14 protein-coding genes and 1 pseudogene are annotated in these 14283 nt (G+C 58.7%); 9 read left to right on the top strand and 6 right to left on the bottom strand.

Translation table 11 applies throughout. From position 1 onward, the window contains the following. Positions 1 to 438: 438 nt before the first annotated feature. The gene (locus tag CXQ88_RS22155) at positions 439 to 999 is read left to right on the top strand and encodes a hypothetical protein (RefSeq protein ID WP_146069239.1); all 561 of its coding nucleotides are present in this window, start codon (positions 439 to 441) and stop codon (positions 997 to 999) included. 394 nt (positions 1000 to 1393) lie between these two features. On the opposite strand, the gene CXQ88_RS16120 is transcribed toward CXQ88_RS22155, so the two are convergent. Further along, positions 1394 to 2173 carry a hypothetical protein gene (locus tag CXQ88_RS16120; protein ID WP_146069238.1) on the bottom strand — a complete coding sequence of 260 codons (780 nt, stop codon included), beginning with the start codon at positions 2171 to 2173 and terminating at the stop codon, positions 1394 to 1396. Between the two features lie 462 nt (positions 2174 to 2635). Between CXQ88_RS16120 and CXQ88_RS16115 the strand changes: the two genes are divergently transcribed. The 3 genes from CXQ88_RS16115 (at position 2636) to CXQ88_RS16105 (ending at position 4805) form a co-directional block, all read left to right on the top strand. After that, positions 2636 to 3211 (top strand): recombinase family protein, encoded by a 576-nt coding sequence (locus tag CXQ88_RS16115; protein ID WP_219816345.1) that lies wholly within the window; start codon positions 2636 to 2638, stop codon positions 3209 to 3211. 359 nt (positions 3212 to 3570) lie between these two features. Then, positions 3571 to 3816 carry a hypothetical protein gene (locus tag CXQ88_RS16110; protein WP_104045145.1) on the top strand — a complete coding sequence of 82 codons (246 nt, stop codon included), beginning with the start codon at positions 3571 to 3573 and terminating at the stop codon, positions 3814 to 3816. 755 nt (positions 3817 to 4571) lie between these two features. Continuing rightward, the gene (locus tag CXQ88_RS16105) at positions 4572 to 4805 is read left to right on the top strand and encodes a hypothetical protein (RefSeq protein WP_258061934.1); all 234 of its coding nucleotides are present in this window, start codon (positions 4572 to 4574) and stop codon (positions 4803 to 4805) included. An 80-nt stretch (positions 4806 to 4885) separates the two neighbouring features. Here CXQ88_RS16105 and CXQ88_RS16100 read toward each other — a convergent pair whose 3' ends face one another. Beyond that, a complete protein-coding gene (locus CXQ88_RS16100) occupies positions 4886 to 5083 on the bottom strand; it encodes a helix-turn-helix domain-containing protein (protein WP_104045144.1) in 198 nt (65 codons plus the stop codon). A gap of 57 nt (positions 5084 to 5140) precedes the next feature. After that, on the bottom strand, positions 5141 to 5395 hold the full coding sequence (locus tag CXQ88_RS16095; protein ID WP_104045143.1) for a hypothetical protein: 255 nt from the start codon (positions 5393 to 5395) through the stop codon (positions 5141 to 5143). A gap of 846 nt (positions 5396 to 6241) precedes the next feature. Here CXQ88_RS16095 and CXQ88_RS16090 point away from each other — a divergent pair. The 3 genes from CXQ88_RS16090 (at position 6242) to CXQ88_RS16075 (ending at position 8766) form a co-directional block, all read left to right on the top strand. Next, positions 6242 to 6517 (top strand): hypothetical protein, encoded by a 276-nt coding sequence (locus CXQ88_RS16090; protein ID WP_181037567.1) that lies wholly within the window; start codon positions 6242 to 6244, stop codon positions 6515 to 6517. A gap of 798 nt (positions 6518 to 7315) precedes the next feature. Next, positions 7316 to 7576 (top strand): hypothetical protein, encoded by a 261-nt coding sequence (locus CXQ88_RS16085; RefSeq protein WP_104045142.1) that lies wholly within the window; start codon positions 7316 to 7318, stop codon positions 7574 to 7576. Between the two features lie 380 nt (positions 7577 to 7956). Further along, positions 7957 to 8766 carry an alpha/beta fold hydrolase gene (locus CXQ88_RS16075; RefSeq protein WP_104045141.1) on the top strand — a complete coding sequence of 270 codons (810 nt, stop codon included), beginning with the start codon at positions 7957 to 7959 and terminating at the stop codon, positions 8764 to 8766. A 457-nt stretch (positions 8767 to 9223) separates the two neighbouring features. Here CXQ88_RS16075 and CXQ88_RS16070 read toward each other — a convergent pair. From CXQ88_RS16070 to CXQ88_RS16060, 3 genes and pseudogenes are all read right to left on the bottom strand, one after another. Further along, a pseudogene (locus CXQ88_RS16070) lies at positions 9224 to 10008 on the bottom strand (DUF2382 domain-containing protein). A gap of 266 nt (positions 10009 to 10274) precedes the next feature. Beyond that, complete coding sequence (locus tag CXQ88_RS16065; protein ID WP_219816344.1) at positions 10275 to 10922, bottom strand: class I SAM-dependent methyltransferase; 648 nt, start codon at positions 10920 to 10922, stop codon at positions 10275 to 10277. 934 nt (positions 10923 to 11856) lie between these two features. After that, on the bottom strand, positions 11857 to 12789 hold the full coding sequence (locus CXQ88_RS16060; protein WP_104045140.1) for a restriction endonuclease: 933 nt from the start codon (positions 12787 to 12789) through the stop codon (positions 11857 to 11859). 184 nt (positions 12790 to 12973) lie between these two features. Here CXQ88_RS16060 and CXQ88_RS16055 point away from each other — a divergent pair, with 184 nt between their 5' ends. After that, positions 12974 to 13819, top strand: coding sequence for a hypothetical protein (locus CXQ88_RS16055; protein WP_104045139.1), 846 nt, complete (start codon positions 12974 to 12976; stop codon positions 13817 to 13819). 234 nt (positions 13820 to 14053) lie between these two features. Further along, positions 14054 to 14248, top strand: coding sequence for a hypothetical protein (locus CXQ88_RS21620; protein WP_146069236.1), 195 nt, complete (start codon positions 14054 to 14056; stop codon positions 14246 to 14248). Positions 14249 to 14283 lie beyond the last annotated feature (35 nt).

Genomic DNA, 14283 nt, shown 5'->3' with positions numbered 1-14283 from the left:
TGTTGTGGGAGGAAATCAGGCTTCGAGGGGTCGGTGGTTCGCAGCGCTATTTGGCGCGTAGTACAGCCCGCAAGGGGATCCCTCTCCGTGCACATCGATAGAACCAGTGGAGACGTCCGGTGAGGGACGGGCTTACGGGCGGCACTTGGCGGACTGACGCCCCGCGCCTACCGCCCCATCCATCAAGCCCGTCGATAGGATCGACACATGACCACTAACCCATGGATGAGCGGAAAATTGCCTGCCTATGTGGTCAGGCGGTTCTTCGCGAAGCATGGGCGGGCGTGGCTGGTGCTACCTGGTGGTTGGTATGGGCGGCCTTTCGATTCCCTCTTCTCCCTCACCTCGCCGCGGATCTTCCGCACGGGCTCAGGGTCGAGCTCGAAGGGGGAAGGGAACTGGTCTGTGAAGGCGACGTGAGCGTTGCAAAGACCAAGTTTGAGAAGTGATGAAGCACTGAAGACGACCTCAAAGATCGGGGCAGTAGAGATGACGGACTCTGCGTCAGAACCCTCTAGCACGGGCAGTGCAGACAGCAGTGGTGTCACTCTGATGCTTCCTGATGACATCTTCAATAAGCGCAACGCATCCCACGTCCCAACAATGCTGATATTACTGGCGATAGCAGTCGTTGGAATTGTCCTGTTAGCGACGCAGAACCACATACTGCTTCTCATTCTGCTTGTAGGATCAATGGCTGGGTTGGCAGTGTTCGGGAAGCCCATGACCAAAAGGTTCATGGCTAACGCTAACCGTGAGATGGCAAAGTACATCACCACTTCACTTGTACAAAGCAAAGCGTTCGAACACGCTCTGTACGAGACTCTGAGCAACGAAGTTTTTACGCGCTCGTTTCGTAAGTCACTAGCGTCTAACTATGAGATGGAATACCTTGAGGTACGGATTGAGCCTTCAGGGGAACCCACGTGGACGATCCAAATGCTTCAGGGGGCAAAAGGCTACCGCCTGCGAAGGGTAGCCGAAAGGCCTCATATATAGCTACTGGTACTATGATCACTCTTGCTGTTATTACCGCGTCACTAATAGGTATGCGCCGAGACCCTCGAGCAGCCATGGATTCCAGACGTAGCTCGGATGGCTGCCGCGGCGACTATCGGGGCACCCCAGGGCCGTGGTGGCATCCGCAGCCAAACGCCGTAGCGGAACGATCACGCTCTCACGGCATCTCAAAAGTGGGTCAAGTTTGAAGAGCCAGTTTGACGTCAATCTTGAGGCTCAAAATTCTCTCACCGTTGAACGAGCACCTCGGGTTCGTGGTCGAATGGCAGTCATGGTCAGTCGCTTTAACGGCTTCCGCGCATCAAAACGCAACCTCACTGCGGACATACTTGCGTCAAGGGTCCGGGTATACCAAAGGGCCGCTCGTCAGGGCCTAGCCGAATTTCAGATCAAGCACTGTACCTCCTGAGGTCCAGGAAAGCTCCGGATCAGGGCCCCGGTAGTGGAAAAAGCCCCGCAACGCGGAACTTGCTGTGTCCAGATCGACGACAACGCCGCTAGGTGCGAAAGCAGGACCCGTAGGAATGAGAATCTCAGACTCTGCTTTCCCTCCCATTGAGCCCAACACCCGCCACGCACTTTCGTCTTGAGAATTAGCCGTGCAGTGCACGATGAAACCCGTCGCAGGACTTCCCATAGCCTCAAACAATCGATCACTACGTCCGACAAAGAAACGCCCCGCCTCAGCGCTGTCCCAAGACGAAAGCGCCGCCAGTGACGTTGCCTTCGCTGTCTCGGTCGGTGGCACCTCGACACCATTGACAACCCACACGTCGCGGGGCGTCCTCTGTTTACTGTGAAGTACTCCGAGGCGAATAATGTTACCGACCATCACGCCAATTGCACTTGCGGGAACTACCACTGGCCAGAGCTTAGACCAAGGCGCAGGAAACTGAGAAAGAAGGAAGCCTACCGCGACGACAGTGAGGACAAAGATTATAGTGACCCAACTTTCGCGGACGAGACCCCGAATTAGACCGCCCCCAAGGATGCCGGCGGCGAGTAAGATGCCGATTTCGAAACCGTTCGAGCCACCCGTCAATGAGAAGGTGGAGAAAAATATCCCTGCCGTAAAAATAAACGCCATCGCCCACAGGGCCCAAGCTGCGCGGAAGAAACGGAAGTACGACGAAAAAGTCTGCATCTCTTTCATATTACAAAATCACCCTGTAACTAAATTCTCAAGTAGTAACCCGACTTGCATGAGCTAGACGTGCTGTAGCTCTAAATTGAATGCTTCCGGAACGGACTGTGAACAGGACACCCGCCAATTCACTTTTTCGCTGATGTCCATCCCTGCTGCGAGACCACCTGCGAAAAAGGCATATCCCGCCGCTAGGAACGACCGTCTTGCCCTCGGCACGACACCTTCCCACGAAGGGTCTAGCAGGTTGAGCGTGGTTAGGGGAGGAACGAGGCGCTGTCCCGTGGGTGCTCAAACCACTCGTCATGAATTCCAGCCTATTCTGTGCACGATCGCGCCCGTTAGCCGGTCGATCACCGTGCACCGGAAGCCCGCCGGCACGTTCCGCACAGTTGCTGGCCTCGGCTATGTACGTAAGACCCGCACGATCAAATGCACGGTGACGGGGGGATTACTGAAACCATGTTCCCTATGACTGGAATGAAGATCGGTTATGCCCGGGTTTCAACGAACGATCAGGACCTCACCTCCCAACGCAATGCCCTCCTTGCTCTGGGGGTAGAGGAGGCCCAGATCTTCGTCGATCACGGACTGACGGGAGCGAACCGGGTGCGCCCTGGGCTCCGTGAAGCGGTGGCAGCGTGCCGAGCCGACGATACGCTCGTGGTGACCAAGCTCGACCGGCTGGCGCGCTCCCTTTCCGATGCCAGGGACATTGCCGACGAGCTCACGGCCAAAGGGGTAGTGCTTAGTCTAGGCGGCAACAGCCACGACCCAACTGACCCGGTAGGCCGGCTGCTGTTCAACGTGCTGGGAATGGTGGCTGAGTTTGAGGCGGACCTGATCCGGATGCGGACCCGCGAGGGCATGGCGGTCGCAAAAGCGAAGGGGCGGCTTAAAGGCAAGCAGCCCAAATTGTCCAAGACGCAGCGGAAGCACCTTCTGACCCTGCACGACGCTGGCGAACATACGCAGGCCGAACTGGCCGAGCTGTTCCGGGTGTCACGGACGACGGTGTACCGCGAGCTCCAAAGACGCACCATCTGAAGACCGACGAGGTCCTGACTGCTTGGAACGCCAAATAGCGCTGCAAAAATGACGCCATTTAGCGTTCCGATTCACACCCCTGTTCGTGCAATAAACCTCGGCGACCTAGAAAGTCGGTATCAGACAGTCGTTTTTGAAGTTAATTTCGAAAATCTCTCTAGAGCAGCTCTATTTCCGATACGCTCACGGGCATGGAGATCGGACACGGTGGCCTCGTTTCGACCGCCAAGCGGGGCCTCGACCGGTCAAGCCCCCATGCGGATATGCCACCCTGGCAGCCTGAGTCGCTGATCGCCGGTGGATTGTTGGTGCCGGTTCTTGCGTGGAGCCCCAATCAACGACCGTCCGGTGGGTACTGAATGCACGATTCCTCCATCCTGGTCTTCAATCTCGTTTTCGCCGGCACCCTCGGTATAGGGCTTCTGATGTTCCTCGGTCAGCTGGCGGCCCTTATCGTTCTGCTTGCCATCACTGCCACGGTCGAGTTCCTGGTGGTCACCCTTGGAACACTCGTCCGCCGCACACGGAAGTCGGCACCTCACCGGCAACTCCGCGGTCGCCATTACTCGCGGGTGTCGTCTGCCGCTGATACGTCCGACGGATGACGCACCTGCTCTGACCGGCTGCCGCTAGTGGAAAGCGAGCTTCAGAGCGTGGCGGCTTTGACCATGTGTTTTGGGGCGGCGCGTTCGGCTGCCGTCTGGTCCGTCACTTCAGCAGCCGGTACGGATATTGCCTATGCCCAGAAGCTGATGGCCCGCAGGAGGTTCCGTCTGAGGGCGCGGATCGGAGTGCTTCAGGAACCAGTCGTTTAGCTGTCGAAAGCCGGGGATTCAGCGTCATCTATCGATCCTTTGCTGAGATTGCTGGATTGTACTGAGCAGCAGGCGGCTGCGGGCAGCCGATTCCCTTGGACAGGGGTCAAGGGGGCCGACGACGAGGGCGCGCGTGACCTCGACGCGGCCCTCGTCGCCGGCCCGCGCGCAACGCTAAGGGGTTTGGCGTACCGGGCGCACGAGTAATGATTACCTGTATTTGCGATGCAAAGGCTGGCCTGGATCCCGCTACCGCTCCTCCGGCCCAAGGAGCTACCAATCATCCATTTCCGGCTCCGGCCTTGACCGTCGCAGTTTGCGTACCGGGATGACGAACGGCAGCAGCAACAATTGGAGGGACACCACCTGCGATCAGCAGCAGAGCGTAGAGGACGACGACCGCCGGGGATTACGAGCGGCGAGTACGTGCTTTCCGAGGTCGTGGTCGGTTAAGGGGCCCTGTTCTTCTTTTGACCTGGGACGTACTCTTAGCGGGATCCCCAGGCCGGGCGGCGGCCGGTTGTTAGGGAAACCGGAAAGGGCGAATGCACGAGATGACACTGAAGGACGAGTGGGACCGACTTGATTCACAGACGCGTCAGTGGCTCTTGGACAATCCGGGATGTGTGACGGTGCCGCGCACTGTCGCCGCCATGGTTAGCCAGAATTCCGCGGGACACGTCGAAGTCGACGGACACGGCCAGATGCTGCTCTCCCGCGAGGATCAGGATTTTATCCGCGAGAAAGGAATGGACGTGGGCGCTCACAGGCCCGCCTAGCCTTGAGGGCCGGAATGACTGGTCTATAAATCCCTTCGCAAAGCGATGAATTGCAAGAACAAAGGCACGCGGAACTGGCGTCAGGAGACTGCCGGGGCGGCGGCCTTCCTGACGTACTCTTCCACTGCATCTTCGGGGATGCGGTAGGAGTTGCCGAAGCGCGCGGAGGCCAATGCCTGGGCCTGGACTAGCCGATAGACGGTCATCTTAGAGACACGCAGTACCGTGGCCACCTCGGCGATGGTCAGGTAATGGCTGGGCACGTTTGCAATGGACATTTTGGCCAGACTCCTGCGGGTTCTGATCAGATGGGCTGACTTGGATTGGACTGATTGCTAATCGGGCCGTCTCAATTGCCGATAGTCGTAGAAGAAGATCTGGTCTCCCGTCTGCAGACCCACAAACGTCCCGAACTTGACGGCCACCGAACCTTCCCTGCGGCCATTGAAGGGATCATCACCGATAACTACTTCACCGAGCCTGTAGGGAACAGCTAACGTCCGTGCACGAGTCATGGTGTGGTGGACGAACGCGGACAATCGCCGGGATCGTGTGCTGGAAGCCAGCGTGCCGCCAGGAATTTCCCCCATTGGAGCGCCTCCTTCACAGTGCTATCAACGCTGAAAGCACTGGTGGTGCAGGCCCGGCTGGATACGGAGGATGGCCCCCGTCCCGGAGAAGCACCATAAAATCAATCCTAATTGCAAGTCACATGAGTAACAATACGTAACAATAAACACTTGAGCACACTTTGGTAACAACTCCAGCCGCTCCGTTGCGGCTGGAGGCTAACGTTTGCGTCGGCGACGCCTGCCGGTTCGCCATCCCGGTACCGCGGCGTTTAGCCCTTGCGGGAGTAAGACTTCCCTCGCGCTGCCTGTTCCGCACAGCAAATACAAGGCCTTCGACTTCTCTCTGAAGCGTACGGGGGGACCTAGTCCTTCAGATGGGTGCAGTGGGGCGACTGGAGGGGGAACGCTCCGGTCCCATGCGGGCAATCCGGGCTCCCACCCCTCCATGCGGCGCATAGCGCAGTCAGACCAGATCGGGTGTGCTGGCAATGATGTAGCCGGCCGCTGCCGGTCCTTTAATCCCCAAGTGGTTGTGTTCGGTCTTGGTCGTGTGGACCTTGAGCGGCTCGCACAGGGCCGCGTAGGCTCCGTCGAAAGCAAAAATCAGGCTCCACCGGACAAATCTGCGCCGACGACCGGACCTGCGAACCCACCTGGGTAACGGTCAAGACAGGGCTCTCATTGAACCTCTCCATCCTTCGTCACGCTGAAAGCCGCTACCCAGGACGGCAAAGACGGCTAAAAGTTTCGACAAGCCTTGATTCGGGGTTTGGTAAAGGGACACTGTTCTTCTTTTGATCTGAGACGTACTCTTAGCGGAATCTCAAGCCCCGGGCGGGGTTTTGGGGAAACGGGAAAGGGTGAATGTACGAGATGACACTCAAAGACGAGTGGGACCGACTTGATTCACAGACGCGTCAGTGGCTTTTGGACAACCCAGGATGTGTGACGGTGCCCCGCACTGTCGCTGCCATGATCAGCCAGAATTCCGCGGGGCACGTTGAAGTCGACGGGCACGGCCAGATGCTGCTTTCCCGTGAGGATCTGGATTTTATCCGCGAGAAAGGAACGGGCGTAGGCGGCCCAACCAGCGGGGAATTGCAGTTCTTCGATGCAACGCAGCCCGGAAAGCGCCGATAAGCGCTGGGGTTTGTAGGACGCCCCGGGGATACCGGCGGTATCACCGGGGTGGTCCGCCCCCGATATTGTCCGGCGGGAGCAAAACAGCTTGGAGTGTGATGAATCAGGGCCAGTCTGCGCGATCGAATTGGGGCTTTCGCAGTGCCGACAGGGGATCGCCCATCCACTCTTCAAGTGAACGCTGCCGGACCTCGGGTGTTTCGGGGAGGTCAGGTTCTTGCAGGGCTTCGTGCTCTGTCTGCTCTGCACCTAAGTTGATGTTCTTCATTTGGTTCCCCCCGGACGAGCGCGTGTAACCACACTAAGGATCGATGGAAGCCCCGAGAAGCACCTTTATCCATAGGCAGGATAAATTGTGGCGATCTTGAGGGACAGGCTGTGAGCTTGATAGCTCATCTTCGGCAGCGCCTGGACGGACTCGCGTCTATGGCAGCGTATGGTGCAAAGCCTCGGGTCACGCTGGCGCAGGCACTGAGTACCGCACCAGTCTCGACAACGATCGTGCTTGACTGCCGACTCCCGCCCGCGTGTTGCCTCGGCGGAAGGCCTACGTCCCCCTTAGAGAGATTGGGTACCCAATCCTAGTGACAGAAAAAGTTGGAGTGGGATATCGTTTGCCGGAGGGGACGTAGATTTGCCGCGCGGAGGCGTGGCGTATAGCCGGGTCGGCGGCGAAGTGAACCCATCCAAGAGACGGTTCATACCCCCAGTCGCCGTCGGCCCCTCAAATCAATTCCCCTCTATATGGGGCGAGCATCACGGCGTGACAGATGACGCCCTGAAATTATGGCGGGTTAGATGACTGGGCTGGCCGGACAAAATGTAATCCACCGCTGCAGGGACCGTCATCGTGAGCCCAAGCCAAACGTGGTGGCCAGCAAAATTCAGGGAGGATCTTCCACCGGCACGGCCGACATTTTGGGCGCAAAGAAAGCCCGCCACTTGGGGGGGGCCGACGGGCTTTCCGACCAGACGTTACACGCTGCTGATTTCAACATCGAGTGGAGCTACTGCGGTTCGATGGAGCTCATCGAGCCCGCCGAGGCCACAGAGAAATAGATTCTGCCGGTAATACTCACCGGTCACCGTTCGGGCCGTCCTAGTGGGCTCCGATTGGAGTGACATATTCAGTTGTGACGAGCCATCCGCATTTCGAGGTGTTTTCGCCCAGGCAATTGACGAGGAACAGGACAAGGACACGGGTCTGGGCCCTGATGAGCTGTACGGCCTTTACACCAGCTGGTGCCTGCTGAATAAGGAAGAACCGCAAGCTCCTGCGGCGCTGTGGGAGGCGCTGAAGGCCCATAGGATCAGGCCCGGGCACAACCATGTGGGGATGAAAGGACCGGCAGCAGCCGATTACATTGGGCGTCCCAGGAAGAGTGCCGCGCATTGCTGCAGCGTTGCCAGGCTTGGTCACCGGATGTCAAGATACGTAGGTGGGCGCAGTTACCGTGTCCGGCCTCAAAATCAACTACCGGGCTGCTGGATCGGGCGATCCCCTCGTTCTTCTCCATGGGGGCTTTGGATTTGACAGCCGATCCTGGGGCCCGCAGTTCGACGCTCTCGATGACGAGTTCAATGTTGTCGCCTGGGACGCTCCTGGCTGCGGACGATCCGATGATCCGCCCGAGTCCTTCTGCATGGGAGACTACGCCGACAGCCTGGCCGAGTTTGTAAGAGTGCTCGGCCTGAATCGCCCGCACGTCCTTGGCTTGTCGTTCGGTGGAGCACTTGCCCTGGCGCTCTATGAACGACACCCGAGCCTGCCCAGAAGCCTGATCCTGGCAGGGGCGTATGCCGGTTGGGCCGGCTCCCTGCCAGCCGACGAGGTGCAGCGGCGCGTTCAGTTGATCAGCGAGGAAGTCACACAGCCTCCCGACGACTGGCTGCCCAAGTACCTGCCCGGCATGCTCACCGAGTCTGCACCGCGAGAAATGGCCGAACAGACACTCGCCCTGATGTCCGGTATCCATCCGCGAGCTAGTTTGACGATGCTCCGAGCTATGGCGAATGCCGATCTTCGCGGCATCCTCCCGAACATCGACGTCCCGACACTGGTACTGCATGGCGAACTCGATGCGCGATCGCCGCTGGCGGTCGGGAAGGCACTGCACACGAAAATTTCCGCATCGCAGCTCGTCGTTCTTCCCGGCGTTGGGCATCTGAGCAACGTTGAGGCAGCCGACGCCTTCAATTTCGAGGTGAGGACGTTCCTTCGCTCGCTCCGCGGCCCGGTTGGACCTTGACCATGGGCTGCGCAGGCTGAGAACTGCGCGATTGGCGCGAGTTGGAGAACTCCAGGGTTCCCCCTAAATGTCCCGCACGTCCGTGCAGCGGCCACGTGGTCTGTGAGACGCCTCGTATCCCTAGGGTTGAGAGACGGCCGGAAGTGTTTTCAGGGCCACTTTTTCCGTGGCTTGGGAACCGTTGTGGAGTTCCTGAAGCAAGGAGAACGGGATCGCCGGGGATCCCTCAGGCTGACACCCGGCTTCGCTTTACTGCGGACACACGAAAGGGTGCGGGCCGGAACCGGGTGCCATTTTCTGGTACGAAATAGGCGTCGAGGAGAGCTTCCGCAGGTCCCGAACTGCCACCGCATACCGGCCTATCCTCGGCCGTCCACTAGCTGATTGATCGCTTAGGTCCTCCAGCGGGTGTGTCAGGGGCCCGGGCGAAGTGCCCGGGCCCCTGACAGCCGATTGTTTAGCGGCGGGTGTCGTCGGTGTCTGTTTCGATGTTTTCCTTGCGGACTTCCTCGTTGACGGTGACGTTTTCGGTCACGGTGTCCTTGTCCAATCGGACCCGTTCGACCGGGACGGTTTCCTTCTGCACTACGGGGCGTTCTTCGTGAAGGATGACTTCGTGTTCTTCCTCGCTGATCGCGGGGCCGTCCATCGCGTTGCCGATGTTGGCGTCGGTGATGGGTTCGCGTTCGAGCCGGACTTCTTCGCGCTGGACCGGGACGGTCTTGGTGACGTTCTCGGTGGTGACGTACTTACGGAGCCGGGCCCGGCCTGCCGCCTGCTTCTCAGTTCCGACGCGCAGTTGTTCTTCGGAGCGTGTCATCGCGTCATCGGTGGTGGGCCCGGAGGTGTCATGCCCGACCGTGCCGGTCCGTTCCCCCGTGTCGGCTGTGCCGGTCCTGGAAGTAGTGTCGGTGTACGAGGTGCCGCCGCCGAGGTTGTAGTGGGCGTAAAGCCGCTCTTCCTCAGCCGGCTCGAGGTGGCCGTCTTCGGCTACGCGCGGCGCGTCCTTAACCTGGTCTTTGCCGTAGGGAACAACGATGTCGTGCCCTCGGTCCGTGCACCCTCAAGGGGGACAAACGATTCGGACGTGCCGAACAGACCCGTTTTGACGGTGACAAAGGTGGGCTGGCCCGTCTCATCATCCGCGTAAACCTGCCCGATGGAACCGATTTTGTCTCCATCGGCGCTGAGGACGTTTCCGCTGGCGTTGAGCAGGGTATCGATGTTTTCCTTGGCAACCATACTGTCTCCTTGGATTGGTGTTACGGCCTTCTGGCCTTCCCCCAAACCAATAGTAAGCACACTTACTATTGGTGTGGCAAGACTTAGGACCGGAGACGCGTGATCGGTGTCGGTTTCGATCAGCAGGGGAGATGGCGGGGCGGCCCGCAATAATGGGGTCGGCAAGGCTCCGGCGTTCCTCGGGGCTGTCTTCTTCGGACAAGTGCCTCGTTGGCTCTAGGATTTTGGGCGGGCCGCGCCAGTAGATGGTCCCAGGTGGCTCTCCCTCAGTGGTCTCCATACGTGTCGGGCTTGTGGGCAAGTATCCGGAAGACGATACCGCCGGGTCCGCCGCGCTGGACTTCGGTGATGCTGAAGCCTGCGTTCGTTAGGTACGGCACGGGATCGCGGGTGATGTGGTCGGCGCTGACACGGATGCACAGTGGTTCGATCGCCCGCATAACGGCACGCCCCAGGGCGTGCGTGGAGCGCCCGTGTTCCGCCAGGACGAATACTCCGCCCGGGCGGAGTACACGGTAGGCCTCACGGCTGGCGGCCAGCGGATCGGGGATGGTGCAGAACGTGAAGGTGGAAATGAAGGTGTCTGCGCTTTCGGACGGCAAGTCCAGGGCCTGCGCGTCACCGTGATGCAACTCGACGCGGTCGATTCGCCTTTCCGCTACGCGTCTGCGGGCGATGGCGAGCATCCCTTCGGAAAGTTCAATTCCGGTCAGATGCTCGATACCCGGGCCGTAAAGCGGGAGGTTCAGACCTGAACCCACCCCTATCTCGATTACCTCCCCGCGGGCCATCGACACAGCCCAATCCCGGGTGCCGACGGCGACATAGCGCTCGAAGAAGACCATCCACCGGTCGTAAAGGCGGGCGTTCTTGTTGAAGGCTTTCCTGATGTCTTCGTTGCTAGTTTGGTACACATCAACCTCCCGGAAAGACTGCGTTTTCTCCGTTGCCGGCACCGTACCGAAACCTACCCCTGTGGCGGGCAATTATGGCGCGTGTTTTGGAACAACTTACGAGACAGCAAGATTACGTGGAGTTCAGCGGAACCGGACCCCCTGAAGAGCGCCACGCCAAGGCCGGCCCTGTTCCAAGGAAATGGGACACTGCCATTCGCCAGGGCAAGGCATCTGGGAAAGGCCAGTAGTACTCGGCGGAGTGCTGCAAGTTGGGCGGCACTGAACCGGGCAAGCGCATTGCTTAGTCGTTGCCGTAGGCAGGTTCTTCCTCTTCATCGGTGACGAAGTCATCATCTTCCACTTCAAATGCTGTGTACATGCCTGCGGCGTCCATCAGCTCATAGTTTTCAAGCACCAGCTGGCAGTTGGAACATGAGAAATACTAGGCAGCTACGTCCCCGAATCCTCTGCCTTCAAAGACAAAGTCGTCTTCCGAAACTCGCACCCACCCCGCGCCCTCAAGACGGATGTTGTCTACTTCTTCGCCTTCTACGACTCCGTCTTCGCCACATGCCGGACATGTTGTGGTTTCTGAATACTTCAACCCCAACCGCAACTGCTCGGGTGATTTCCAAAGATTGAGTCTGTTAGCCGGAAGGCTACCGGTCCTCTTTTGTTCAAAGCGAGATTGGGCGCTGCTGATGAGCGACTTGACTCGTTCCTCGGCATATTTCTTATTCTTCTCCAAGTGCTCAGCGACGATGTTGAGTCGAGAAGTCCCTACCAAATCTTCTAGAGTCTTGTCCTGACTATCGACCAATATGGTTGCTAGCGCCCAAAACTCTGGCCACCACTGTTTGGCAGGAGTGACACCGAAACCTAGGCCGCCACCGTGAAGATACCTGTTGCCAGCCTGTCACACGCCTCTGACCATCAGAGTGTCTGTGTGCTTTCAGAGTTGTCCAAGAATGGTCCACGCAGGGAGCTGGATGTCACCGGTCTCGGCGGCGTGCCGTTTTTTGCGTGTGATCAGTTCATCGAGAGCTAATCTGCGGTCCAGCACTGCCATAAGGTCGCTCCCGTCCATTAGGAGTACAGAGTGCCTGCCCGTCCTGGCAACAAGATCAGGGACTGACTTTTGAAACCCTGACATGGAGACAAACAGGCCCAGCGTGTTATCCAGGCGGCGGGTTACCTTGCCCGCGAACTCTGTAACATCACCTGCCGCAATGGGCTTTGCCTGCCACTTTGCCTCAAGAATGTAGTCAGTCCCGGCCAAGGTGAAAGCGCCATCGATTTGCTCTCCGTACGCCGTAAAGGGCCGGCGCGATTCGAGGTTAAAGACCTCGAACAGTTCATTGAGAATGCCTTCAAGGGCATAGCCACGAGGTTGTGCTGCCATCTTCTCTGATTCGAGGAATTTCACCTTGAGATCATCGATCATCTGGTTAGTGTGTCGACGGAAGTCGTCGATGTCTTTCTGGGTCTGGAGCCGACGCTGGAACTCTGTAATTTCTTCCTGTTCTTTGCGGTAGGGCTCAACCATTGGACGGAAAACGTCGATTGCCTCGCGTGCCATCTGGTACTTCCTGGCGCCGTCCTCCAGATGTTTCAGCGATACAGGATCTGGCATATCCGCAGCAGTAAGGATGAACCGAACCAACACATCGCGGTACCTGTGCTGGTTCTGGGTCAAGTCATGTACCAAGGCTGTCGCCAAGTCCCGCTTAGACATTGTTTTGTCCTGCCATGGGTAGCGGAAGACCAACGAACGATCGCCGGTTGCAACGACGAGGAAGTCGCGAAGCTCGTTTCTGTACCAATAGGCTGTCGACAAAACACGAATCAACGGATTAATAAGGGCGGGGTTCACCTGCTGGACCATCTGCCCAGTTTAGTTTCGGTGCTCGACCTTCTTTGGCCACCTCTCGTCTCACTTGCAAGGAAGTGGCACACCGCCTAGCGCTGTCATCCGAGCACGGGGTGGTTGGCGTAAGTTTGCTTGCATGCCCGCGCGACCTCCAGACCTCGATCTTCTTGTGCGCAGAGTCCTTGATCAGCAAGGAAAAATGATTGCTAAGGCGTCAGCGCAAGCATTGGTCAGCTTTCATGCACCGCCAGAAGGCTCTGCAGCTGCCCGCGGCCGGCAATGGGCAGCCGACAGCGACCACCCCGAGCTGGTGATAGGTACCTACTCATGTGGCGGCCAGACCGTGGCTACTCTCCTAATCGCTATGGAGGAGTACCGGCAGGGACTCCTTGTGCTTCTGAAAGCGGAGAAGATGCTTGCCCTGCCCATCATGAACTGTGTAAGAGCCATCCACGATGCCACACTCAGGACGTGCTCCCTCGCGGATCCGAAATTGTCCTCCGCCGACCGCCTGGCTCGATGTGCAGCAGACTTCATCCACAGGATCCAGGGCGGTGTGCCGGCTCTAGAGGCTTTCCGTCTAATGGGAGATGACGAGGACGATCTGCGGGTGGCTACGGAAAAAAGAGGTGGCGTCGTTGAGCTATTCCGTAGCATCGGACTTCTAGTGAAACTTAAGTCCAACGGGCAGGCACAGAATGTCCAATGGCCAGGAGGGAAAGCCGCTAACGTCGAGATCAAGACAACGGACCTGAGCCTAGAACACGCGCCACACACTCACTACGCCTGGAATCTCAACTCAGGAGCCACCCACTCCAACCCTTGGCTATTGCATGGGCTTCATGGATCCTGGGACGAAATGCTGGTGGTCTCGATTGCGCCGCTTTTGGACATTTCGGACGCCTTGGTCCGGAATCTTATGGGATATGTGGGATTACCCTTCGATCCTCTTCTTCAAGCCACTCACGTGCAACGGCTCGCGCTGACACAGCGAGACAGTGAAGGCCCGTACACAGATCACGTGTACTACTACGGGCAGGTGTAAGCCCCTCTTTCATGGATTCCCACGCAGCCGCCCTCGTCCCGGTGCCACTGAAGGCATGATCCCTAAGACACTCGACGCTTTAACTATTCCGTCGGCAGTGCTGCCGCGTTCCCTGAGCAGTGCGCATCGCACGGGGCATAAACGGCGTACTCCAACGTGCTCCAGCGTGCTCCTACGTATTCCTAGGCATTGTTCCCGGGGCCAATCCACGGCCGGCCGGTTACTACCTCAACAATGGGACGGTGGCTCGGCGCGATCGGACTGGAACCGGCGGCCGCGCGCAGTACCGCCATGGGCCAACTCGCGATGCAGCTGCCCCCGGCCATCCTGGCCCGGCTCACGGGCATCACGGTGGCAAGGGCTGCTGTATGGCACGCGGCGACATCAGCCAGTCAGGCACGCAATCTCCCGTACCCGCCTCAGCACTAGAGGAATACCGGCCCCAGGGGTCGCGGAAGGCGTTC

The sequence above is a fragment of the Arthrobacter sp. ZGTC412 genome (assembly GCF_002929215.1).
Classification (GTDB): Bacteria; Actinomycetota; Actinomycetes; order Actinomycetales; family Micrococcaceae; genus Arthrobacter.
This window is presented reverse-complemented; position numbering and strand designations above follow the sequence as displayed.

Coding starts and splice junctions, on each gene's coding strand:
- CXQ88_RS16120 (WP_146069238.1), bottom strand. CDS start 2,173: ATGAAAGAGATGCAGACTTTTTCGTCGTACTTCCGTTTCTTCCGCGCA.
- CXQ88_RS16115 (WP_219816345.1), top strand. CDS start 2,636: ATGACTGGAATGAAGATCGGTTATGCCCGGGTTTCAACGAACGATCAG.
- CXQ88_RS16110 (WP_104045145.1), top strand. CDS start 3,571: ATGCACGATTCCTCCATCCTGGTCTTCAATCTCGTTTTCGCCGGCACC.
- CXQ88_RS16105 (WP_258061934.1), top strand. CDS start 4,572: ATGCACGAGATGACACTGAAGGACGAGTGGGACCGACTTGATTCACAG.
- CXQ88_RS16100 (WP_104045144.1), bottom strand. CDS start 5,083: ATGTCCATTGCAAACGTGCCCAGCCATTACCTGACCATCGCCGAGGTG.
- CXQ88_RS16095 (WP_104045143.1), bottom strand. CDS start 5,395: ATGGGGGAAATTCCTGGCGGCACGCTGGCTTCCAGCACACGATCCCGG.
- CXQ88_RS16090 (WP_181037567.1), top strand. CDS start 6,242: ATGTACGAGATGACACTCAAAGACGAGTGGGACCGACTTGATTCACAG.
- CXQ88_RS16085 (WP_104045142.1), top strand. CDS start 7,316: ATGACTGGGCTGGCCGGACAAAATGTAATCCACCGCTGCAGGGACCGT.
- CXQ88_RS16060 (WP_104045140.1), bottom strand. CDS start 12,789: ATGGTCCAGCAGGTGAACCCCGCCCTTATTAATCCGTTGATTCGTGTT.
- CXQ88_RS16055 (WP_104045139.1), top strand. CDS start 12,974: ATGATTGCTAAGGCGTCAGCGCAAGCATTGGTCAGCTTTCATGCACCG.
- CXQ88_RS21620 (WP_146069236.1), top strand. CDS start 14,054: ATGGGACGGTGGCTCGGCGCGATCGGACTGGAACCGGCGGCCGCGCGC.